Origin of the sequence: Oricola nitratireducens (assembly GCF_014904745.1) — a bacterium.
GTDB classification, from domain to species: Bacteria; Pseudomonadota; Alphaproteobacteria; order Rhizobiales; family Rhizobiaceae; genus Oricola; species Oricola nitratireducens.
In genome coordinates this window covers 126,012-146,244 of sequence record NZ_JACZCS010000011.1, presented here as the reverse complement: position 1 = coordinate 146,244, position 20,233 = coordinate 126,012, and the positions used below count along the sequence as shown (strand labels likewise).

Below are 20,233 nucleotides of genomic sequence, written 5' to 3'. Positions count from 1 at the left end.
CTACTGCGGCGCCGCGGTTTTCGCTGCCGTTTGCGCCAGCATGCCTTTCAGCACGGCATCGTCATTGTTCCACTCGCCGCACCAGTGCCGGTGCTCGGTCGTCGGGAATTTCTGGATGACGGTGCCGCTTTGCGGATTGACGTAGATACCGGGCGGATAACGGTGGCAGTGCCCTGACTTCGACGTGTCGCTGGTATCGCCGCTCACCCAGTAAATGCAGTGGGAGCACTGCGGCCGCAATATGCTCATGGTCCCCTCCTTGTGTCGCCGCCCTGTAGGCGGATGGCGAGAAGGATACGCGAACTTGTCTTGCGGGAGTGTAAAGGCCTTTTCGGTCGCGCCCGGGACGGCTGTCCCGGGGCCGATGGGCCGGGTGAAAAAGGCGGGGCCGAAAGACCCCGCCATTGCCTGGCATGATGACGGTGCGGGGACCGCCGGACCGTCAGATCGTCGCGAGGAACAGCGCCCTGACGTTTTCCGCCGTCAGCTTGACCGGATTGCCGCCGCAGGACGGGTCGTCGAGCGCCATCGGGACGAGTTCGTCGAGGCGGGACGTATCCACGCCCATTTCCGACAGTTTCTTCGGAATGCCGAGCGAGGCGCAAAGCTCCACGACGAAGGCGCGGAAGCCGTCGAAGCCGCCGGAAATCCCCAGATAGGCGGCGGCGCGCTCGATGCGTTCCTCGATCTCCACACGGTTGAGGTCGAGCACCGCGGCCATCACAACCGCGTTGGTCGTGCCGTGATGGGTGTTGTAGACCGCGCCGATCGGATGCGAGATCGCGTGGATCGCGCCGAGCCCCTTCTGGAAGGCGACGGCGCCCATCGAGGCGGCCGCCATCATCTGGCCGCGTGCCTCGATGTCGGTGCCGTCGGCATAGGCGCGGGGGAGATATTCCTTCACGAGCCGCATGCCTTCCAGCGCGATGCCCTGGCTCATCGGGTGGAAGAACGGCGAGCAATAGGCTTCCAGGCAATGCGCGAATGCATCCATGCCCGTGCCCGCCGTGATCTTGGCCGGCATACCGACGGTCAGCTCCGGATCGGCGATGACGACCGACGGCAGGACCTTCGGGTGGAAGATGATCTTTTTCACATGGGTTTCGGAATTGGTGATGACGCTGGCGCGTCCGACTTCCGAGCCGGTGCCCGCCGTGGTCGGCACGGCGATGTTCGGCACGATGCCGTCCGGGTCGGCGCGGGTCCACCAGTCGCCGATATCCTCGAAATCCCAGATCGGCCGCGTCTGGCCGGACATGAAGGCGACCATCTTGCCGAGATCGAGGCCGGAACCGCCGCCGAACGCGATGACGCCGTCATGGCCGCCGTCGCGAAAGACCTTCAGTCCCGCTTCGAGATTGATCTCGGTCGGGTTCGGATCGACATCCGCGGAGATGGCGCTGCCGAGCCCGGCGTCCGCCATCAGTTTCAGCGTGCGCTGTGTGATTTCCATGGGGGCGAGACCCCGGTCGGTAACGAGCAGGGGGCGCTTGATGCCGGCGGATGCGCAGGCGTCGCCGATCTCGGCGATGCGTCCGGCGCCGAAACGGATTGCGGTCGGATAGGACCAGTTGGCTGTAAGGCTCATTTCGTTTTCCTGAAGTGGTATGATTTCGGCCGGGTCAGATTCTGGAAGCCGATGACGGACAACGCGCCGCCGCGGCCGGTTTCCTTGCAGCCGGTCCAGCACAGCGACGGGTCGAGATAGTCGGCGCGGTTCATGAAGACGGTGCCCGTCTCGATTTGCGCGCCGATGCGGGCCGCGCGCTCCGGATCATTTGTCCAAAGCGAGGCGGTCAGACCGTATTTGCAGTCGTTCATCAGCGCGATCGCCTCCTCGTCGTCCTTGACCGGCATGATGCCGACGACGGGGCCGAAGCTCTCCTCGCGCATGACCTCCATGTCGTGATTGACGTCGACGAGGATCTGCGGCGCGAGATAGGCGCCGCCATCGTCCGCCGGGAACAGAGCCGGATCAACCAGCCCGCGCGCGCCTTTCTTCATCGCGTCCTCGATTTGCGCGCGCACCGTCTCTGCGAAGCGGGTGTTGGCCATCGGGCCGATGGTTGTCTCCGCATCGAGCGGGTTGCCGAGCTTAAGCTTCGAGGCCCAGGCGACGGCCTTTTCGACGAATTCGTCGTAGAGCGTCTCCGCCACATAGATCCGCTCGATGCCGCAGCAGCACTGGCCGGAATTGAACAGCGCCCCGTCCATCAGCGTGTCGACGGCCCAGTCGAGATCGGCGTCGTCCATCACGTAGCCGGGATCCTTACCGCCGAGTTCGAGCCCAAGCGGCGTGAAGGTGCCCGCCGCCGCGCGTTCGATGGCGCGACCGCCGCCGACCGAACCCGTGAAATTGATGAAATCGAAACTCTTCTCCGCAATCAGCGCCTCGCTGGTGGCGTGATCGAGGAAGATGTTCTGGAACAGGTCGGCCGGAATGCCGGCCTCGACAAATGCGCGCACCATCCGCTCGCCGACAAGCAGCGTCTGCGTCGCATGTTTGAGGATGACCGCGTTGCCGGCGATCAGGGCGGGCGAGACCGTGTTGATCGCCGTCATGTAGGGATAGTTCCACGGCGCAATGACGAAGACGACGCCATGCGGTTCGCGTTCGATGCGACGCTCGAAATTCGCGCTGTCCTCGGTAACGATCGGCGCCAGGGCACTTTCCGCGATCGAGGCCATGTAGTCGGCGCGTTCCTTGACGCCGCCGAACTCGCCGCCGTAACGCACCGGCCGGCCCATCATGTGGGCAAGCTCGGTGACGACCTCGTCGCCCATCGCGCCCAGCGCCTCGACACCGGCCTGCACGAGCTTGATGCGCTCGGCAAGCGGGCGCGCGGCCCAATCCTTCTGCGCCGCGCGGGCGCGTTCGAGCATCGCCCTGGCGTCTTCGAGCGAGATGACCGGGCGCTCGGCAAAAACCTTGCCGTCGATGGGAGATATGCAGCGCAGGGTGTTAGTCATATCGGCTGACCTCTATCAAATTGCCGTCGGGATCGTTGAAATAGACTGAAGTGATCGGTCCTTGCGCACCGGACTTCTGCACCGGCCCTTCGCACAGCGCTATGTCCTTTTCGCGCAGGTGTTCAATCACGTCCTGGATCGGCCAGTCGGTGATCAGGCATAGGTCGCCGGAGCCGATGGCGGCATGGTTGCGGGTTTCCTGTCCCAATGTTTGCAGGTTGATTTTCTGCGTCCCGAATTTCAGCGCCTTGCGGCTGCCCGCAAAGGAAATAGCCTGCATGCCAATGGCCTCGGTATAAAAGGCGACGGCGGCGTCTATGTCGCGCACCGTCAACACAACGTGGTCGATATGGGTGATCATGCTCAGGACCGTTCGAAGCCGCGGGCGATTTCCCAGTCGGTAATGCGGCGATCATATTCGAACTGCTCCCACTCGGCGGCGTGGACATAGTGATCCACCACGTCGTCGCCGAAAGCGTTGCGCAGCATCTTAGAACGCTTTAGCGAAGCCGCCGCGTCGCGCAAGGTCTTCGGGATCTCGCGCGCCCGGCGGGCCGAATAGGCGTCGCCGCGGAACTCCGGTTCCAGTTCGTATTTGCCCTCGATTCCCGCGATTCCGGCGGCAAGCTGCGCGGCGAAGGCGAGATAGGGATTGAGGTCGGATCCGCCGACCCGGCATTCGACGCGCACCGCCTTGGTGCCGCCGCCGCAGACGCGGTAGCCGGCGGTGCGGTTGTCGCGGCTCCAGATCGCCTTGGTCGGCGCGAAGGTGCCGGCCTGGAAGCGCTTGTAGGAATTGATGTTGGGCGCCAGGAAATAGGTGAATTCAGAGGCGTGCGCCAGCATGCCCGCGAGATAGTGGCGCATCGTCTGCGACATGCTGTCGGGATCGCCGCCGCCTTCGTCGAAGAATTCCGGCGTCTTGCCGTCGGCCGACCACAACGACTGGTGAACATGCGAAGACGAGCCGGCCGCCGCGTAGTCCCACTTCGCCATGAATGTCGCCGCGCGGCCGTTCGCCCAGGCGATTTCCTTCACCGCGTTCTTGGTCAGGACATGGTTGTCGGCAGCCGTCAGCGCGTCGGCGTAGCGCACATTGATTTCCTCCTGACCGGCCCAGGCCTCGCCCTTGGAATTCTCGACCGGAATGCCGGCGCCGTAGAGCCCGTTGCGGATCGCCCGCATGACGTTCTCTTCCTTCGCCGTCTGGAAGATGTGGTAGTCCTCGTTATAGGCGCTGATCAGGTTGAGGTCGCGATAACCCTTGGCATGCGCCTCCTCGAAGCTCTCGTGGAACAGGAAGAATTCCAGTTCCGACGCCATCATCGCCGTCATGCCCATTTCGCGCAGCCGCACCAGCTGCTTTTTCAGCACCGCGCGCGGCGAAACGGGGATCTGTTCGTGCGTATGGTGGTCGACGAGGTCGCACAACACCAACGCCGCGCCTTCCTGCCAGGGAATGCGGCGCAGCGTCGACAGGTCGGGGATCATGGTGTGGTCGCCGTAGCCCTTTTCCCAGCTGGCCGTCTTGTAGCCCGGCACCGGCTCCATCTCCATGTCGACGGTCAGGAGATAGTTACAGCAATGGGTCTCGTCCTTGGCGCTGTCGAGAAAGTGCTGCACGTGGAAGCGCTTGCCCATCAGGCGGCCCTGCATGTCCGTGTGGGCGGCGACCACGGTGTCGATTTCGCCTGCCTTGGCGGCGGCTTTCAGTTCCTCAAGCGTCAACATGCCCGGCATTTGGGTAAGTCCTCAAAACAGAATGGGGCGGGGCGTCATCGCGCCCCGCCGTAAAGTGTGTACAGGAAGCCTTAGCTGTAGCGGTAGGGCTTGCCTGCCTTGACCATGGTCTCGTTGTACGCCTTGAAGATGCCGACGACCTTGGCCTTCAGTTCGCTTTCGGCCGCGATCTCGTCCCAGAACTTGTGCGCCTCTTCCTCGACCGTGTTCCATTCCTCGTCGGGAATCGTGGTCGACTTCAGCTTGTCCTTGTTGACGCGCAGCGTCGCCTCGCCGTTCCAGTACCAGTGCTGGCGATGGTAGTGCGAGGAGTTGAAGCAGACCTGCATCAGGGTCTTGAGATGATCCGGCACTTCGTTCCACCGGTCCATGTTGGCGAAGAAGTGGCCGATCCAGGCGCCGGAAATGTTGTTGGTCAGGAAGTACTCGGTGACGTTGGCCCAGCCGGACGTGTAGTCCTCGGTGATGCCCGACCATGCGATGCCGTCGAGTTCGCCGGTCTGCAGCGCCACTTCGGCGTCTTCCCACGGCAGCGTGACCGGGATCACGCCGAAGCGCGACAGGAACCGGCCGGCGGTCGGGAAGGTGAACACGCGCAGGCCTTCGAGGTCCTTCAGGCTGGTGATCGGCTTGTGGGTGGCGAAGTTGCACGGATCCCACGAGCCCGCCGAGATGTGCTTGACCCCGACCTTGGCGTATTCTTCCTTCCAGATCTCGTCGAGACCCCAGTGGTTGAACAGCGCCGGCACGTCGAGCGAATAGCGCAGGCCAAGCGGGAAGTAGCCGCCGAAGACGGTAACCTCGGTCGGCGAAGCCATCGAGTCATCATCCGACTGCACCGCGTCGATCGTGCCCTTCTGCATGGCGCGGAACAGTTCGCCGGTCGGTACGAGCTGGTCGGCGTAGAACAGCTCGATCTCCATCTGGCCGTCGGCGATCTGGTTGAACTGCTCGATACAGGGCTTGATCACTTCTTCACCGAGCGCCGGGCCGGCATAGGTCTGCAGCCGCCACTTGATCGGCGCCGACTGGGCATGCACCGCCGGAGCGGCGAGTGTCGCGGCGCCGGCGATAGCGCCGGTCTTGAGGAATTTCCGTCTGGTCGTGGTCATGACTTGCCTCCTTGTTGTGGCCCGCGGGCCGGTGATGTGTGCGGGGGTGGTTCGCGCCGCCCCTCAATGGTGGTTGTCAGCGTTGATAGACATGATGCGGAAGCCACAGGGCGATTTCCGGGAACGCGGTCACGATCACCAGCGCCAGGATCATCACGCCGACGAACGGAATGATCGATCGGTAGATGTCGTGGATGGTGATCTCCTTCGGCGCCATCGCCCGCATCAGGAACAGGTTGTAGCCGAAGGGCGGGGTCATGTAGGCGATCTGGCAGGTGATCGTGTAGAGCACGCCGTACCAGATCAGGTCGAAGCCGAGCGCCCTGACCAGTGGCACGTAGAGCGGCGCGACGATCACCAGCATCGCCGTGTCGTCGAGGAAGGTGCCCATGATCAGGTAGGACAGCTGCATCAGCAGCAGGATTTCCCAGGCGCTGAGGCCGAGCCTGTCGACGAAGAAGCCCTCGATCGACTTGACGGCGCCAAGGCCGTCGAAGACCGCGCCGAAGGCGAGCGCGGCCAGGATGATCCACATGAACATGCAGGAAATCGCCAGCGTCTCGCGCGTCGCTACTTCGAAGACCTCGCGCGTGAAGCGGCCCTTGATCACCGCGGCGAAGACCGAGGCAAGCGCACCGACGACGGAACTTTCGACGAGGCTCGTATAGCCCATCACGAAGGGCACCATCATGGTGACGAAGATGCCGAGCGGCAGGATGCCGGCCTGCAGCAGCCGGATCTTCTCGGCCCGCGGGATCGCGTCGAGTTCATCCTCCGGCAGCACCGGACCGAGCTCCGGCGAGATGCGGCAGCGAATCCAGATATAGGCAATGAACAGGGCCGCCATCAGCAGGCCCGGAAAGACGCCGGCGAGCCACAGCTGGCTGACCGGCTGGCGCGCGATCATCGCATACAGGACCAGAACCACCGAGGGCGGCACCAGGATGCCCAGCGACGACCCGGCCTGGATCACGCCGGTGACCATCAGCTTGTCGTAGTTGCGCTTCAGCAGTTCCGGCAGGGCGATGGTGGCGCCGATCGCCATGCCGGCGACCGAGAGGCCGTTCATCGCCGAGATGATGACCATCAGCGCGATCGTACCGATGGCGAGACCGCCCGGAATCTTGCCCATCCAGACGTGGAACATCCGGTAGAGGTCGTCGGCCAGGCGGCTTTCGGAAAGCACGTAACCCATGAAGATGAACATCGGCAGCGTCAGCAGCGGATACCATTTCATCAGCTTCATCGCGGCGGAAAAGCCGAGATCGGAACCGCCGACGCCCCACAGCAGCACCGAGGCCAGCACCGCGACGAAGCCGATGGCGCCGAACACCCGCTGGCCGGTCGCCATCATCAGCATCATCGTGCTGAACATCAGGATTGCGATCAGGTCATAGGACATTACAGCTCTTCCCCGCGGGCCTTGGCCAAGTCCTTGAAAAATATTGCAAATGCCTGAAGCAGCATCAGAAATATCCCGATGACCATGATGATTTTGATCGGCGAGATATATGGGCGCCATGCCGTCGCGCTGCGTTCGGCATATTCGAGCGAGTAGACCGTACTGTCGACGGCGCCGTAGAGCAGCACGCCGAGATAGAAGATCAGCGCGAAGATCGAGAAGGCGTCGACCCAGGCCTTCTTCTTGTCTGACCAGCGGCCGTAGAGCAGGTCCATGCGAACGTTGGAGTCGAGCTGCAGCGAGTAGGGGCCGCCCAGCATGTAGTAGGCGACCATGGTGAACTGCGCCATTTCGAGCGTCCAGATCGCGTTCTGTCGAATGATGTTGCTGATCGAGGACCACAACAGGATGCCCATCAACACGTAGAGCAGGTACATCGAGAACCGGCCGACCCGGTAATTGATGGCGTCGACAATTCGTACGTATTTCCGTGCGAACGACATCATCCTTGGCGCCTTTCGTTGCGTGTTGCGATGGAGGAATGCTCACATGCTTCCAGACCGCGTTCAATCATCGTGCCGACCTCGCTTGCCGCCCGCTCGATGCCGGCCGCGTCGCTGACGAAATCGTTGCGGATCTCGATCATGACATTGAGGAGACCTGCCGGAAGCGCATGCTCGCGTAGCGTATGCGTGACGCCGTCCGCCGGCCCGTAGGGCTCGTTGAGCGCCGTCTTCATCGGCGTGCAGTCCGGCGCGGCATCCAGTATGGCGCGCGCCAGCCGGTCGTCGGTGTCGTGCAACAGCCCGAGTTCGACGCTCCGCTTCTTGCCATAGAAGACCGGCGTGAAGCTGTGGATGGTGATCAGGGTAGGGCGGGTCTGCGCGCGCGCCGCAAGCGTTTCGCGTAAAAGCCTGCGAAAGGGCTCGTAGATCTCCCGGGCACGCGCGCCGCGTTGCTGCGACGAGAGGTCGGCGTTGCCGGGCGCGACGATCAGTTCGCTCTTGGCGGGGATGGAATCGGCGGCTTCCGGCGGGCGGTTGCAGTCATAGACAAGCCGCGACACGCGCGAGGCGACGAGCGGCGCGTCGAGCGCTGAGCTCAGGCGCTGCGCCACCGCGAGCGCGCCGATATCCCAGGCGGCATGCGAGAGCCGGTCTTCCTCGCGCAAGCCGAGTCCGGAAAGGCTCGCCGGGATGAACGCGCTCGCATGTTCGCAAACCAGCACGATCGGCGCGCGGCCGGCGGCATTCGTGACCTCGGCGGCAGGGCCTTCCGACGGCGCGAGGATCGCTTCTGATCGTGCAGGATCGTTCATAGGTACAATTCATTACAGCAATTATTTTTCTGTCAATATCGTTTCAGTAGACAATGTTACATTTCGTGGGTTACGTGGGCACAAGAAAGGGTTTTCCACGTGGTTGACACGTCCGCATCGGTCAAAATGCGTATCCAGGAACGCATGGAAACGCTCACGCGGTCCGAGCGGCAGCTGGTGAGCGTCCTGTTGCAGGACTATCCGGTGGCCGGGCTCGGCTCTATCACCGAACTGGCGCGCCAGGCCGGCGTCTCGACGCCGACGGTCATCCGCACCGCGCGCAAGCTCGGTTTCGACGGATTCCCGGACATGCAGGGCGCCATCCGCGAGGAGATCGCCGCGCAGATCAAGGAGCCGATCTCGCGCCGCGACGCCGGCCGCGCCAACGCCTCCGACCAGCACACGCTGAACCTGTTCGCCGACGCGGTTTCGTCGAACATTCGCAACACGTTGCAACGGCTGAGCCCCGAGGCGTTCGACGCGGTGGTTTCGATCCTCGCCGATCCGAAACGCCACGTTTATCTGGCCGGCGGCCGCATCACGCGGTCGAACGCCGACTATCTCTTCAACCACCTGCAGATCATCCGCGCGAACGTCACCCTGCTCAGCCAGTCGCCGAATGTCTGGCCGCAATATCTCCTCGACATGGACGAGAACACGGTGCTGGTCCTCTTCGATATCCGGCGCTACGAGACCGACCTGTTGAAGCTGGCGAAGCTCGCCCGCGACCGCAAATGCACCATCGTGCTGTTCACTGACCAGTGGGGATCGCCGATCAGCCGGCTGGCCGATCACGTCTTCCATGCGCTGGTCGAAGCGCCGTCGAGCTGGGATTCGACCATCGCCATCATGCTGATCGTCGAAGCCCTGATCGCCGACATCCAGGCGGCGCGCTGGGAAGAGTCCAAGGGCCGTATCGAGGACCTCGAGGCGATGTTCTCGGCGACGAAGCTGTTCCGCAATCTGAACTGATCGCGACCCTTGCCTATGCGTCGCGGAAGGTCGTCGGTGGCAGCGGCCGTCGGTCGACCGAAAACGAGAAGAGATCCGGTCGCGAATAGTGGCCGCAGACATCGAGGGAGCGGCGGGCGCGCCGCGCCGCCTCGATGTCGATCTCGGCGTACAGGATGGACTTGTCGCGCGTCAGCGGGCCGGCCGCGATGGCGCCCATCGGCTTGACCACGACGGCGTCACCGTCATTGATCCACTCGTCGTCGGTGAACAGTTTCTCCCGGCCCGGGAAGTCCGCCGGAATGTCGCTGCCCTCTAGCGCGGTGGCCGTGCCGATCACCCAGCATCCGCCTTCCTTGGCGATGTGACGCATGGTGGCGATCCAGCTTTCCCCGGCATCCCAGGTCGGCGCGACATAGATGTCGATGTCCTGCGAATAGAGCGCATAGCGGGCCAGCGGCATGTAGTTTTCCCAGCAGATCAGTGCTCCGATGCGCCCGACCGGCGTGTCGACGACCTTCAGGCCGGAGGCGTCTCCCATGCCCCATACCATGCGTTCCGGATTGGTCGGCATCAGCTTGCGGTGCCGGTTCAACAGCGATCCATCCGGTCCGATGACGACGACGCTGTTGAACAGGGTCGTCCCGCTGAAAGTCGAGTCGATTTCGTTGATGCCGAGAACGATCGTTGCCTTGGAACGTGCGGCGGCATCCGTCACCGGCTGGAGATGGTCCTTTTCGAGATCGACCGAATTCTCTCGCAACCGGGCATGGATCTCGCCCGTCAGCGCCATGTCGCCGCCGGGGCGCAGCCGCCATATCCATGTCGGATAACCGGGAACGAAGGTCTCGGGAAACACCATGAGGCTGGCGCCTTCGCCGGCGGCTTCGTCGATCGAGGCGACAGCCGCCTCGATCGTGGCCGCACGGTCGAGCAGGACTGGCGGACGTTGTATGACGGCAATCTTGGACATGCGATACTCCCCCTGAAAAACAAGAGGATAGCACATGGCTGCCGTAACGGCACCGCAACTGCCGGTCAGCGGTCCGGCGACGGGCCGCGCGCGGTGAACGCCGCTACTGCCACGGCGAGCCAGCCGGCCATCATGGCAATGCCGCCGGAAGGCGCCGCCATCGCGAAAAGCCGTCCGTGGCCGAACGCCCGAAGGGCGATATCGGCCGAAAACACTGCCGCGCCGGCGAAAAGCAACAGGGCGGCGAGGCGCAGCATGACATCGCGCCGGCCGGAAAGGCCGAGCGCCAGCAGTGCCGGCGCATGCGCCAGGCACACCAGCGCGACCGCGCCGAGCAAGCGCGGGTCGCTTGCGGCATGCGCGCTGGCCGCGGCAGCGGCGACGCCGCCAATGCCGAGAATGCCGGCGCCGAATACCGCCGCTCGATCCTTGTACGGTTGCTCGCTCATGCTGTTTCCTTTCCGGTAAAACGGATCACGGCGCGTATGCAGAACGCTACGCGCCGTGACAAGCCCGGAAAGGCGGGTGCGGCATAACGCCGGGCCGCGTCATATCAATTGCCGACCGCGTAGGCCTCCATCGGCGGACAGGTGCACACCAGGTGCCGGTCGCCATAGACATTGTCGATCCGGCTGACCGGCGGCCAGTATTTCGACGCCGCGCTGTCGCCGCCCGGCATGCCTGCGAGCTTGCGCGAATAGGGATGCGTCCAGTCGTCGGCCATCACGTCGTCGGCGGTGTGCGGCGCATTGACGAGCGGATTGTCGTCCGCCGGCCATTCGCCCTTTTCGACCCTGGCCGCTTCTCCGGCGATCGCGATCATGGCGTCGCAGAACCGGTCGACTTCGCTCTTCGGTTCCGATTCGGTCGGTTCGACCATCAGCGTTCCGGCAACCGGCCACGACATGGTCGGCGCGTGAAAACCGTAATCGACCAGGCGCTTGGCGATATCGTCGACGGTGATGCCGGCGCTGGTCTTCAGCACGCGCGTGTCGAGGATGCATTCATGCGCGATGCGGTTCTTCCTGCCCTTGTAGAGGACCGGGTAATGCGGTTCGAGCCGGGCGGCGATGTAGTTCGCCGACAGGATCGCCATTTCGGTTGCCCGTTTCAGCCCTTCGGCGCCCATCATCCGGATATACATCCAGGTGATCGGCAGGATCGATGCGCTGCCATGGGCCGCCGCCGCGACCGCATTGTCGGAGCCTTCCGAGACATGACCCGGCAGGAACGGCGCCAGATGTGCCTTGACGCCGATCGGCCCGACGCCCGGACCGCCGCCGCCATGCGGAATGCAGAAGGTCTTGTGCAGGTTCATGTGGCAGACGTCGGCGCCGAAATCGCCGAGCCGGGCGAGCCCGACCAGGGCGTTCAGATTGGCGCCGTCGAGATAGACCTGGCCGCCATTGGCATGGACGATCTCGCAGATGTCGCGGATGCCTTCCTCGAAGACGCCGTGCGTCGACGGGTAGGTGATCATCAGCGCCGCCAGCCGGTCGGCATTCGCCTCGGCCTTGGCTTTCAGGTCGTCGACGTCGACATCGCCGCTTTCGGTGCAGGTCACGACCACGACATCGAGACCGGCCACATGGGCGGACGCCGGATTTGTCCCGTGCGCGGAGGAGGGGATCAGGCAGACGGTCCGGGCCGCATCGCCGCGCGCCTCGTGATAGCGGCGGATCGCGAGCAGGCCGGCATATTCGCCCTGGCTGCCGGCATTCGGCTGCAGCGAGACGGCGTCGAGGCCGGTGATTTCGGCGAGCCAGCTTTCCAGATCGTCGAACATCGCGCGATAGCCCTCGGCATGCGCCTTCGGGGCGAAGGGATGCAAGTTGGCGACCGTGTTCCAGCTGACCGGCATCATTTCCGCCGCCGCGTTCAGCTTCATCGTGCAGGAGCCGAGCGGAATCATTGCCCGGTCGAGCGCCAGATCCTTGTCGGCGAGCCGGCGCAGGAAGCGCATCATCTCGGTTTCCGAGCGGTTTTCGCGGAAGACGGACTGGGTGAGGAACCGGCTGTCGTCGCGCAACAGCGGCATGGCGAAGGGAGCGGTTTCCGGCGCTTCCGCACCGAACAGCGCTGTCAGCGCCTCCAGGTCGGCCTCGGTCGTCGTCTCGTCGAAGGCGATCGAGACGTGATCGGCGCCCAGAACGCGGATCAGCCGTCCGCCGTTCTCTGCGGTCCTGGCGATGTCTGCGGCCTTGCCCGGCACGGCGACTGTGACGGTGTCGAAGAAGCGCGACCCGGCGCTCGAAAGGCCTTTCGCGTCCAGTGCGACGGCGAAACGCGACGCAAAACCGTGCACGGTTTCCGCAATCGCCTTCAGGCCGGCCGGCCCGTGCCAGATCGCATAGGCCGCGGCCATGTTGGCGAGCAGGGCCTGCGCGGTGCAGATGTTCGACGTCGCCTTGTCGCGGCGGATATGCTGTTCGCGCGTCTGCAGCGCGAGTCGGTAACCCGGGCGGCCCTTGGCGTCGACGGATTCGCCGACGAGGCGGCCCGGCAGCATGCGGGTCAGCGCATCCGATACCGCCATGTAGCCGGCATGCGGTCCGCCATAGCCGAGCGGCACGCCAAAGCGCTGCATCGAGCCGACGGCGACATCGGCGCCCCAGTTCGCCGGCGGTTCGAGCAGCGTCAGCGCTAGTGGATCGGCGACGGCGACGACGAGCGCGCCCTTTTCCTTCGCGCTGGCGATGGCTTGCGCATGCTCGCCATAGACGCCGAGCGTATCCGGCCAGGAAACGATCAGCGCGGCCGTGTTGTCGCTGATGGCCTTCGAGATAGTGAGGCCGAGCGCATGGCAGCGCGTCTTGACGACATCGAGCGTCTGCGGATGCGGCGTGCCGGCAAAGACGATCTCGTTGCGCTTGTCGCGGTGGTGGCGCAGCGCGACGCCGACCGCCTCGGCGACCGCCGTCGCCTCGTCGAGCAGCGAGGCGGACGCGACCGGAAGCCCGGTCAGTTCGGCGACGAGTGTCTGGAAATGGAACAGCAATTCCAGCCGCCCCTGGCTGATTTCCGGCTGGTAGGGCGTATAGGCCGTGTACCAGGCCGGGTTCTCGAACAGGTTGCGCTGGATGACCGGCGGCACATGGCAGCCGTGATAGCCTTGGCCGATGAAACTCTTCATGACGGTGTTGCGGTCCATCATGGCCTGCAACTCGCCGAGCGCCGCGTGCTCGCTCGTCGGGGCGGGCAGGTCAAGCGCGCGGTCGAGCCGGATCGCGGCCGGCACGGTCTCGGAGATCAGCGTTTCCACTGATGGAATTCCGATCTTCGTCAGCATGGAACGGATATCGGCCTGGGAAAGGCCGATATGGCGGCGGTCGAAGGGGTAGGCGGCGGAGCTCATCGTGTCCTCACCCAAGCGTTTTCTGATAGGCCTCGGCGTCCATCAGGCCGTCGAGCTGGCTTTCATCGGCAATGGACATGCTCCACAGCCATCCGTCGCTTTCCGCCGCCGAGTTGACGAGGCCCGGTTCGGACGACAGCGCCTCGTTGATGGATTTGATTTCGCCGTCGACCGGCGAGAAGACATCGGAGGCCGCCTTGACGGATTCGACCACGACCAGGGTGTCGCCCTTCGACGCGGAAGTGCCGGGGGCGGGGAGGTCGACAAAGACGAGGTCGCCGAGCTGTTCCTGCGCGTAATTCGTGATGCCGACGGTGGCGACGCCGCCATCGACGCGGATCCACTCGTGGTCTTCGGTGTAATAGGTCTTGCTCAAAGGTCTCATCCTTTTTGGCTGCGTTTGACGATGAAGGGGAGTTTGGCGACGCGCATGGCGACCTGTTTGCCGCGCACGTCCGCGAAGAGCTGGGTATCGGGCCTGGCGAGATCGGCGCGCACATAGCCCATGGCGACGGGGTGGCCGGCCGACGGACCGAAACCGCCCGACGTCACCCGGCCGACGGCATTGCCGGCGGGATCGGTCAGGGTTGCGCCGGCGCGCACCGGCTGGCGGCCCTCGGCCTGTAGGCCGACGCGTTTTTCGTCCGGTCCGGCCGCGATGATTTCGGCGAGACGCTTCGCGCCGGTGAATGGGCCGCCCTGGCGCAGGCCTTTCGGGATTGCCCAGATCAGCCCGGCGCTGACGGGATCGGTCTCCTCGTCGAGATCGTTGCCGTAGAGGCAAAGTCCGGCTTCCAGCCGCAGGCTGTCGCGCGCGGCAAGTCCGATCCATTCGACGCGGGCATCGCCGGCCAGTTTTTCCGCGATTTCTTCCGCATCCTCAATGGGAAGGGCGATCTCGAACCCGTCCTCGCCGGTATAGCCGGATCGCGTCAGGAACCAGCCGGATCGCGGTTCGAAACCGCTCATGAAGGAGAGATGGCCTGCATCGATACCGGCGTCGGCCATGACGGACACCGCCTCCGGTCCCTGCAGCGCCAGGAAGACGCGTTGCAACGGTTCGATAGAGACGTCCATGCCTTTCGCGCGCTCCCTGATCCACGCCACGTCGACGGAAGCGCGCGCCGCGTTGGCGACGATCATGAAGCGTTCGTCCGCAAGTCGGGTCACGATCAGGTCGTCGATGATTCCCGCGTTCTCGTTGAGAAGGAAGGTGTATTTGCTGGCGCCGGCTGCCTGGCTTTCCGCCTCGAGCGGGCAAAGCCGTGCGATCAGGCGCGCGGCATCCGCGCCGTTCAGGTCGATCAGTTGCATGTGGGAAATGTCGAACAGCCCGGCATGCTCGCGGGTGTGAAGATGTTCCTTCAACACGCCCGGCGGATAGGAAACCGGCATCGACCAGCCCGCGAAGGGCGAAAATTTCGCGCCCGCGCGCTCATGCAGCGCCTTCAGCGGCAGTTCCTTGAGTGTTTCGCTCTCGCTCATCGGCTTCCTTTCCGTCAGACAGCACAAACCGGCCGTCGGCGACGGCTGGATGCGCCCCTCTGTCGGAAGCCTGAGAGACTCGCATTCCCGGAACCCTGTCGGGAACACTTACACCTTCGGCGCAGGGCTGATGCCCCGACTTTCCAGAGTGCCTTGACCTGTCAGCGGTTCCATTTGCCTGAGAGATTTCGGGCGATTTCCCCTTCGGCGGCCTTTCGGCTCTCTCCCGCTGACAGACCGGGCCGAAGCCCGAGAGCACGGTGAACCTAGCGCGGCGCGAGATTCGTGTCACGCCGAATGTTTGCGCGTAATGCTTTTTACTGTGGTTGAAACGGCGTTGCGTGGATCGGCACGATCGCCGGTGGTCGGGACAGGCGCGTCCGCGCGCGTCAGGCCGCGTATCGCGCCGCCCGCGCGGTCAGGGGGATTCTGCGGCTGCGTCCGGACTTGGTGATCCGGATAGTCGCGCGGTCATGAGTGACGTCACTCCATTTGAGCCCCAGCGCGAGCGCCGGAGACAGCGACGAGAGCCGCTGCGGAGCCGAGAAGAAGGCTCTTGATTTTCATGGTCTGACCTCCAGTCAGATACGAAAATCAGGGATCGCCTGGCGGCTTATATAAGAAATGAAAGCGACGGCGCTTGAGCGGGGCAGGCTTCCCGTGAAAAGTCGGGCGAGCATGCAAGTCATTGTAAACAGGGAATAAACCCGTCCGGCTTTGATGGCGCGGCCCTGTAGTCCATACGAGACGCCGGCATCCCGTGCCGGGAAAGCCCCCGACAATACCTGGAATCCGGTCGCGCGAATTAATGGCGCATCGGAGATGCGCCTATTTGCGAAAGCGGCAAGCCCCGTCTGTCGCCGGCGTTGGTACTGTGGTGCGCCGCAGACGCACCGGCGGCATCTCGATTCGCCGCTTAACCTGAAAACCCGCCGGGCATAAGTTAACCGGCCCCGCTTAATCGGCCTCCCGGGCAGCCCGATTCTTCCGGATTTTCGTAATGCGATGGTTGTTTTTCGCCTCCGGAACGGCGGATTCGGCCGAATTTCCTAAGGCAAATTAACGTTCGGAGGGTCCCGAGGCCCAAAAACGTGTCTTTTGTGCAACAGCGATGCGCGAACGCGGTTCCAGGGGTGTTCATGCAGGTGGTTGGTGGTTGCGCGGTAACCCCTGTTCGGTATTTATCGTGTCGAGAGATGGGCGCTGCTGTGTGCATCTTTCTTCGGGGATGGGACAGTTCGCTGTCCTTCAGCAAAAAAAGCCCATACCCAATTTTAACTTTTGACTGGAGGTCAGACCATGAAAATTAAGAGCCTTCTTCTCGGCTCCGCAGCGGCTCTCGTCGCTGTCTCCGGCGCTCGCGCAGCTGACGCTGTCGTGATCCCGGAACCCGAAGCCGTCGAATATGTCCGCGTCTGCGATGCAGCCGGCACCGGCTACTTCTACATCCCGGGCACCGAAACCTGCCTCAAGATCGGCGGCTATGTCCGTTACGACATCGGCGCTGGTGACCTGAACGGCATCAAGGACGTTTCGATTCGCGATGCTACCCCGGCTACTCCGTTCGACCAGAGCGATGACGAGCTGGTGATCGGCAACGACACCTGGTTCAAGCGCGCTCGCGCTTCCGTCAATATCGATACCTACCGCGACACCGATTACGGCGCTCTGAAGACGCACATCGAAACCCGCTGGCAGTATGACACCAACGGTTCGTCGCCGTATGCCGCTCGCGGCTTTGCAACCGGCGATTTGGCTTACTCGGGTACTGGCGCAACCGTCCTGACCCCTTACGGCACCGCGGGCGAGTTCTCGATCAACTTCGCCTGGATGGACCTCGGTGGTCTCCGCATCGGTAAGTCCGAATCGCTGTTCACGACCTTCACCGGTTACGGCGGCTCGGTCATCAACGATACGACCGGCGGCGGCTACGGCCCGTTCGATACCAACCTGATCCAGTACACCTTCTCGTCCGGCGCCTTCACCGCGGCCATGGCTCTTGAAGAACAGGCTGGCGGCGTTCTGCTCGACGACTACATGCCGCATGTTGTTGGCGGCGTCGGCTTCGATGCCGGCATGGTCAACCTGACCGCCGTTCTCGGTTACGACACCAACAACGACGCCTATGCTGCCAAGATCCGTGGCGATGTCGACATCACCGACAACGTCTCGGCATTCTTGATGCTGATGTACGGTGAGAACGCAAGCGGCTACAACACTTGGGGCACCGGCCTGTCTACCCAGGACACCTTCTCCGTCATGGGCGGCGCATCGATCGGCCTGACCGACGCTGCGAAGTTCAACACCCAGATCCAGTGGGCTGAAGGCAATGGCGGTTCGGACGTGTGGTCGGCAGTTGCCAACGTCAACTACACTGTTACCCCGGGCTTCGTCGTGACGCCGGAAGTGCAGTACCTGCGTGACAACGCTGGCGACAGCGCATGGGGCGGTTACCTCCGCTTCCAGACGTCCTTCTAATCTCCTGACGCAAGTCAGCTGATGGGAACCCGGCGGGCAACCGCCGGGTTTTTCTTTGCGAGGTTACTGCACTGGCGGTTCGGACAACCGTCCCCGTTTTGCCGTGACCTCCGCGTGACCTTCCGCCGGACAATGTCCTCGCGTCCCGGAACAATCGGGCCGTATCGAGCGGGATAAGCGGGGCAACCTCAGTTCGACCGGTGCGGAACCGGAAAACCGCAAGGAAAAGGAATCCTGATATCCGTCAGCTTTTGATGCCGACCAGGAACTCGGCGATCGTCTGGGGGATGCCGGCCGTGTGCAACATCGGCGCGTGCCCCTGGCCCGCGATGTCGACATGGCGCAGCTTCGGGTGGTGCTCGGCCATTTTCGTGACGGTCTTGTCCGACAGCAGGCTGGAATGCTCGCCATGCAGCACCAGAACCGGCAAATTGCGTAGCCCGAAGAATTGCGGCCACAGCGTCGGCAGCCGGTCGCGCAGATCGATCGAGGTCAGCGTCTTGACCAGCTTGGGATCGTGATCGGGGACGATCTTGCCCTTTACCTCCCGGTACTTGGCGCGAGTTTCGAATTCCCAGTCGGCCTCGCTGAGGGCAGGGAAGGCCTTTGCCATCGTCGCCTTCTGCAATTCCAGCGCCTCGGTCCAGTCCTTCGGCTTCGGCAACCGCGATAGATAGGCGCGGATCTGCGTCAGCCCGTCGCCCTCGATCACCGGTCCTACATCGTTGAGGACCACGGCCCGCATCGCTGCGGGCCGCATTCCGGCAAGCACCATGGCGATCAGGCCGCCACGCGAGGTACCGACGATCGCCGCGTGGGGAATGCCGAGCGCCGTCATCCCGGCGAGCACGTCCTCGGCTTCCCTGACCACATTGTAGTTTTTCCAGTCCTTGTCCCAGTCCGACAGGCCGCGTCCGCGGTAATCGAAACAGACGACGCGGCGTTTTATCGCCGCCCTAGTGCTGAGATAGGCGGCGAGGCCGGCGAAATCGCGCGCATTGCGGCTCAGCCCCGGCAGGCAGACGACCGGCAGCGCGTCGGATTGGCCGCGCCCGTAATCGACGGCGTGGAGCTTCAAGCCGTCGGAGGTGGTGAAAAACACGCTTTCGCCGTGATCGCCCTTGATGTCCGCAGGAAGCATTCGCCGTCTTTTCCCTTGTCACTGTTGCCTGATATCGGCGTTCGGAAGTGTCTGATAGCAGCCGCGCGCCGTTTTCAGGATTTTTCTTTGCGATGTCAGTGTGGCCAGTGCCCGGTAGACAGCTTCGTGTGTCAAGCCGATTTCGGACGCGAATGTCTTGATATCCTTGGTCAGGAGCCCGTCGGCCAGCGCGCAATAGACGCGCTCGCTGGCGCTTCTGATTGCAAGAAGCTCGAGCCGCCGGCGATAGCCCTGAACCTGTGTGGCGAAGCGCTGCGACAGCGCGATGGCGAATTCCGCATCGCCCTGGAGCCGCCCCAGAACCTCCGTGCGAGAGATCTCGACAAGCCCGCTTTCTTCAAGTGCAACCGCGTCGCAGTGATAGGTGGCGGAAAACAGCGACGCCTCGGCAAAGCTCTCCCCCGGCCGTGCCGTATGGATGATCACCGTGGCGCCGTTTTCGGTCACGCGGCGCAATTCGATGCTTCCGTTCGCAACGATAAAGAAACCGTGCGCGGTATCCCCCTGGTGAAAGGCATGCTGGCCTTTCTGCAGCAAAATTCGCCGGCAGGTCGCGCCGGGCATCGAGGAAAATGGTTCGGGCAGATCGGACACGATGCTTCCTTGTGACTGAAATCATATAAGGATGGGTTACGAAACGATAGGCTGAACGCCATTTAACGGAGGCTTCGATGCGGAAACTGCTTCTTGCGATGCTTGTCATCTCTTTCGGCCCGCTTGCCGCGAACGGCGCCGTGGCCGACGACATGAACATGATGAACCATGCTGGCCATGAGGGCCCGGCGATGGGCGTCATGCCGACCGAGCCCGGGCAATCCGCCTTCGCCGCGATCGCGGAAATCGTCGGCATTTTGCGGGCCGATCCCGAAACCGACTGGAGCAAGGTCGATATCGACCGGCTGCGCGAACATCTCGTCGACATGGACGAGTTGACGTTGAATGCGCATGTCGAGACGTCAAGCGATGACCGCCGCGTCACCTTCCATGTCTCCGGCGAGGGGCGCACGCGCCGCGCCATCCAGGATATGGTGCCTGCGCACGCATCCTTCCTGGCTTCGGACATGGCCATGCAAGCACATGCGGAAGTCACCGATGACGGCGCGATTCTGGTCCTGACCGCGGACAATGCGGATCAGCTCAGGCAATACAAGGCGCTCGGATTCTTCGGCGTGATGGCGCTTGGCGCGCACCACCAGGCGCATCATATGGCGCTGGCGAGAGGAATCGGAGACCCGCACTCCCATGGTATGAAATAGCACTAAATATCAGGTAGTTGCAGTCGGAAGT

19 protein-coding genes and 1 riboswitch are annotated in these 20,233 nt (G+C 63.4%); of the genes, 3 read left to right on the top strand and 16 right to left on the bottom strand.

The features are described from left to right. The 9 genes from IG169_RS08050 to IG169_RS08010 all read right to left on the bottom strand — a co-directional run bounded on the left by IG169_RS08050 (position 1) and on the right by IG169_RS08010 (position 8,542). Positions 1-249: a hypothetical protein gene (locus tag IG169_RS08050; RefSeq protein WP_193175662.1), complete on the bottom strand. Its 249-nt coding sequence runs from the start codon at positions 247-249 to the stop codon at positions 1-3. A gap of 193 nt (positions 250-442) precedes the next feature. After that, positions 443-1,588 carry an iron-containing alcohol dehydrogenase gene (locus IG169_RS08045; protein ID WP_193175661.1) on the bottom strand — a complete coding sequence of 382 codons (1,146 nt, stop codon included), beginning with the start codon at positions 1,586-1,588 and terminating at the stop codon, positions 443-445. After that, positions 1,585-2,970 (bottom strand): aldehyde dehydrogenase family protein, encoded by a 1,386-nt coding sequence (locus tag IG169_RS08040; RefSeq protein WP_193175660.1) that lies wholly within the window; start codon positions 2,968-2,970, stop codon positions 1,585-1,587. The genes IG169_RS08045 and IG169_RS08040 overlap by 4 nt, the downstream gene beginning before the upstream one ends. After that, a complete protein-coding gene (locus tag IG169_RS08035; protein WP_193175659.1) occupies positions 2,963-3,331 on the bottom strand; it encodes a VOC family protein in 369 nt (122 codons plus the stop codon). Before IG169_RS08035 ends, IG169_RS08040 begins: the two co-directional genes overlap by 8 nt. Before the next feature lie 2 nt (positions 3,332-3,333). Then, a complete protein-coding gene (locus IG169_RS08030; protein WP_193175658.1) occupies positions 3,334-4,710 on the bottom strand; it encodes a glutamine synthetase family protein in 1,377 nt (458 codons plus the stop codon). A 71-nt stretch (positions 4,711-4,781) separates the two neighbouring features. Continuing rightward, the gene (locus tag IG169_RS08025) at positions 4,782-5,822 is read right to left on the bottom strand and encodes a TRAP transporter substrate-binding protein (RefSeq protein WP_193175657.1); all 1,041 of its coding nucleotides are present in this window, start codon (positions 5,820-5,822) and stop codon (positions 4,782-4,784) included. Between the two features lie 76 nt (positions 5,823-5,898). Then, complete coding sequence (locus IG169_RS08020) at positions 5,899-7,224, bottom strand: TRAP transporter large permease (protein ID WP_193175656.1); 1,326 nt, start codon at positions 7,222-7,224, stop codon at positions 5,899-5,901. Further along, the gene (locus tag IG169_RS08015) at positions 7,224-7,730 is read right to left on the bottom strand and encodes a TRAP transporter small permease subunit (RefSeq protein WP_193175655.1); all 507 of its coding nucleotides are present in this window, start codon (positions 7,728-7,730) and stop codon (positions 7,224-7,226) included. The genes IG169_RS08020 and IG169_RS08015 overlap by 1 nt, the downstream gene beginning before the upstream one ends. Next, a complete protein-coding gene (locus IG169_RS08010) occupies positions 7,727-8,542 on the bottom strand; it encodes an N-formylglutamate amidohydrolase (protein ID WP_193175654.1) in 816 nt (271 codons plus the stop codon). Before IG169_RS08010 ends, IG169_RS08015 begins: the two co-directional genes overlap by 4 nt. 126 nt (positions 8,543-8,668) lie before the next feature. Between IG169_RS08010 and IG169_RS08005 the strand changes: the two genes are divergently transcribed. Continuing rightward, entirely contained in the window at positions 8,669-9,514 is an 846-nt protein-coding gene (locus tag IG169_RS08005) for a MurR/RpiR family transcriptional regulator (protein ID WP_193175700.1), read from the top strand. Positions 9,515-9,527: 13 nt separating this feature from the next. On the opposite strand, the gene IG169_RS08000 is transcribed toward IG169_RS08005, so the two are convergent. From IG169_RS08000 to gcvT, 5 genes are all read right to left on the bottom strand, one after another. After that, positions 9,528-10,466, bottom strand: a complete 939-nt coding sequence (locus IG169_RS08000) for a carbon-nitrogen hydrolase family protein (RefSeq protein ID WP_193175653.1) — start codon at positions 10,464-10,466, stop codon at positions 9,528-9,530. Positions 10,467-10,531: 65 nt separating this feature from the next. Beyond that, the gene (locus IG169_RS07995) at positions 10,532-10,915 is read right to left on the bottom strand and encodes a DUF423 domain-containing protein (RefSeq protein WP_193175652.1); all 384 of its coding nucleotides are present in this window, start codon (positions 10,913-10,915) and stop codon (positions 10,532-10,534) included. 104 nt (positions 10,916-11,019) lie between these two features. Next, positions 11,020-13,821, bottom strand: a complete 2,802-nt coding sequence (gene gcvP, locus IG169_RS07990; RefSeq protein ID WP_193175651.1) for an aminomethyl-transferring glycine dehydrogenase — start codon at positions 13,819-13,821, stop codon at positions 11,020-11,022. Between the two features lie 7 nt (positions 13,822-13,828). Beyond that, complete coding sequence (gene gcvH / locus IG169_RS07985) at positions 13,829-14,197, bottom strand: glycine cleavage system protein GcvH (protein ID WP_193175650.1); 369 nt, start codon at positions 14,195-14,197, stop codon at positions 13,829-13,831. A 5-nt stretch (positions 14,198-14,202) separates the two neighbouring features. After that, on the bottom strand, positions 14,203-15,306 hold the full coding sequence (gene gcvT, locus IG169_RS07980) for a glycine cleavage system aminomethyltransferase GcvT (RefSeq protein ID WP_193175649.1): 1,104 nt from the start codon (positions 15,304-15,306) through the stop codon (positions 14,203-14,205). Positions 15,307-15,461: 155 nt separating this feature from the next. Then, positions 15,462-15,545, bottom strand: a riboswitch (glycine riboswitch). A 1,060-nt stretch (positions 15,546-16,605) separates the two neighbouring features. Between gcvT and IG169_RS07975 the strand changes: the two genes are divergently transcribed. Continuing rightward, the gene (locus tag IG169_RS07975; RefSeq protein WP_193175648.1) at positions 16,606-17,784 is read left to right on the top strand and encodes a porin; all 1,179 of its coding nucleotides are present in this window, start codon (positions 16,606-16,608) and stop codon (positions 17,782-17,784) included. A gap of 244 nt (positions 17,785-18,028) precedes the next feature. On the opposite strand, the gene IG169_RS07970 is transcribed toward IG169_RS07975, so the two are convergent. Beyond that, complete coding sequence (locus tag IG169_RS07970) at positions 18,029-18,925, bottom strand: alpha/beta fold hydrolase (protein ID WP_193175647.1); 897 nt, start codon at positions 18,923-18,925, stop codon at positions 18,029-18,031. Between the two features lie 18 nt (positions 18,926-18,943). Then, positions 18,944-19,540: a cyclic nucleotide-binding domain-containing protein gene (locus tag IG169_RS07965; protein ID WP_193175646.1), complete on the bottom strand. Its 597-nt coding sequence runs from the start codon at positions 19,538-19,540 to the stop codon at positions 18,944-18,946. A gap of 77 nt (positions 19,541-19,617) precedes the next feature. On the opposite strand from IG169_RS07965, the gene IG169_RS07960 reads away from it, so the two are divergent. Continuing rightward, complete coding sequence (locus tag IG169_RS07960) at positions 19,618-20,202, top strand: hypothetical protein (RefSeq protein WP_193175645.1); 585 nt, start codon at positions 19,618-19,620, stop codon at positions 20,200-20,202. The last annotated feature ends 31 nt before the right edge of the window (positions 20,203-20,233 follow it).

Bases quoted from the DNA above. Each gene is read 5' to 3' on its own strand.
- IG169_RS08050 (WP_193175662.1), bottom strand. From the start codon at position 249: ATGAGCATATTGCGGCCGCAGTGCTCCCACTGCATTTACTGGGTGAGC.
- IG169_RS08045 (WP_193175661.1), bottom strand. From the start codon at position 1,588: ATGAGCCTTACAGCCAACTGGTCCTATCCGACCGCAATCCGTTTCGGC.
- IG169_RS08040 (WP_193175660.1), bottom strand. From the start codon at position 2,970: ATGACTAACACCCTGCGCTGCATATCTCCCATCGACGGCAAGGTTTTT.
- IG169_RS08035 (WP_193175659.1), bottom strand. From the start codon at position 3,331: ATGATCACCCATATCGACCACGTTGTGTTGACGGTGCGCGACATAGAC.
- IG169_RS08030 (WP_193175658.1), bottom strand. From the start codon at position 4,710: ATGCCGGGCATGTTGACGCTTGAGGAACTGAAAGCCGCCGCCAAGGCA.
- IG169_RS08025 (WP_193175657.1), bottom strand. From the start codon at position 5,822: ATGACCACGACCAGACGGAAATTCCTCAAGACCGGCGCTATCGCCGGC.
- IG169_RS08020 (WP_193175656.1), bottom strand. From the start codon at position 7,224: ATGTCCTATGACCTGATCGCAATCCTGATGTTCAGCACGATGATGCTG.
- IG169_RS08015 (WP_193175655.1), bottom strand. From the start codon at position 7,730: ATGATGTCGTTCGCACGGAAATACGTACGAATTGTCGACGCCATCAAT.
- IG169_RS08010 (WP_193175654.1), bottom strand. From the start codon at position 8,542: ATGAACGATCCTGCACGATCAGAAGCGATCCTCGCGCCGTCGGAAGGC.
- IG169_RS08005 (WP_193175700.1), top strand. From the start codon at position 8,669: ATGCGTATCCAGGAACGCATGGAAACGCTCACGCGGTCCGAGCGGCAG.
- IG169_RS08000 (WP_193175653.1), bottom strand. From the start codon at position 10,466: ATGTCCAAGATTGCCGTCATACAACGTCCGCCAGTCCTGCTCGACCGT.
- IG169_RS07995 (WP_193175652.1), bottom strand. From the start codon at position 10,915: ATGAGCGAGCAACCGTACAAGGATCGAGCGGCGGTATTCGGCGCCGGC.
- gcvP (WP_193175651.1), bottom strand. From the start codon at position 13,821: ATGAGCTCCGCCGCCTACCCCTTCGACCGCCGCCATATCGGCCTTTCC.
- gcvT (WP_193175649.1), bottom strand. From the start codon at position 15,306: ATGAGCGAGAGCGAAACACTCAAGGAACTGCCGCTGAAGGCGCTGCAT.
- IG169_RS07975 (WP_193175648.1), top strand. From the start codon at position 16,606: ATGAAAATTAAGAGCCTTCTTCTCGGCTCCGCAGCGGCTCTCGTCGCT.
- IG169_RS07970 (WP_193175647.1), bottom strand. From the start codon at position 18,925: ATGCTTCCTGCGGACATCAAGGGCGATCACGGCGAAAGCGTGTTTTTC.
- IG169_RS07960 (WP_193175645.1), top strand. From the start codon at position 19,618: ATGCGGAAACTGCTTCTTGCGATGCTTGTCATCTCTTTCGGCCCGCTT.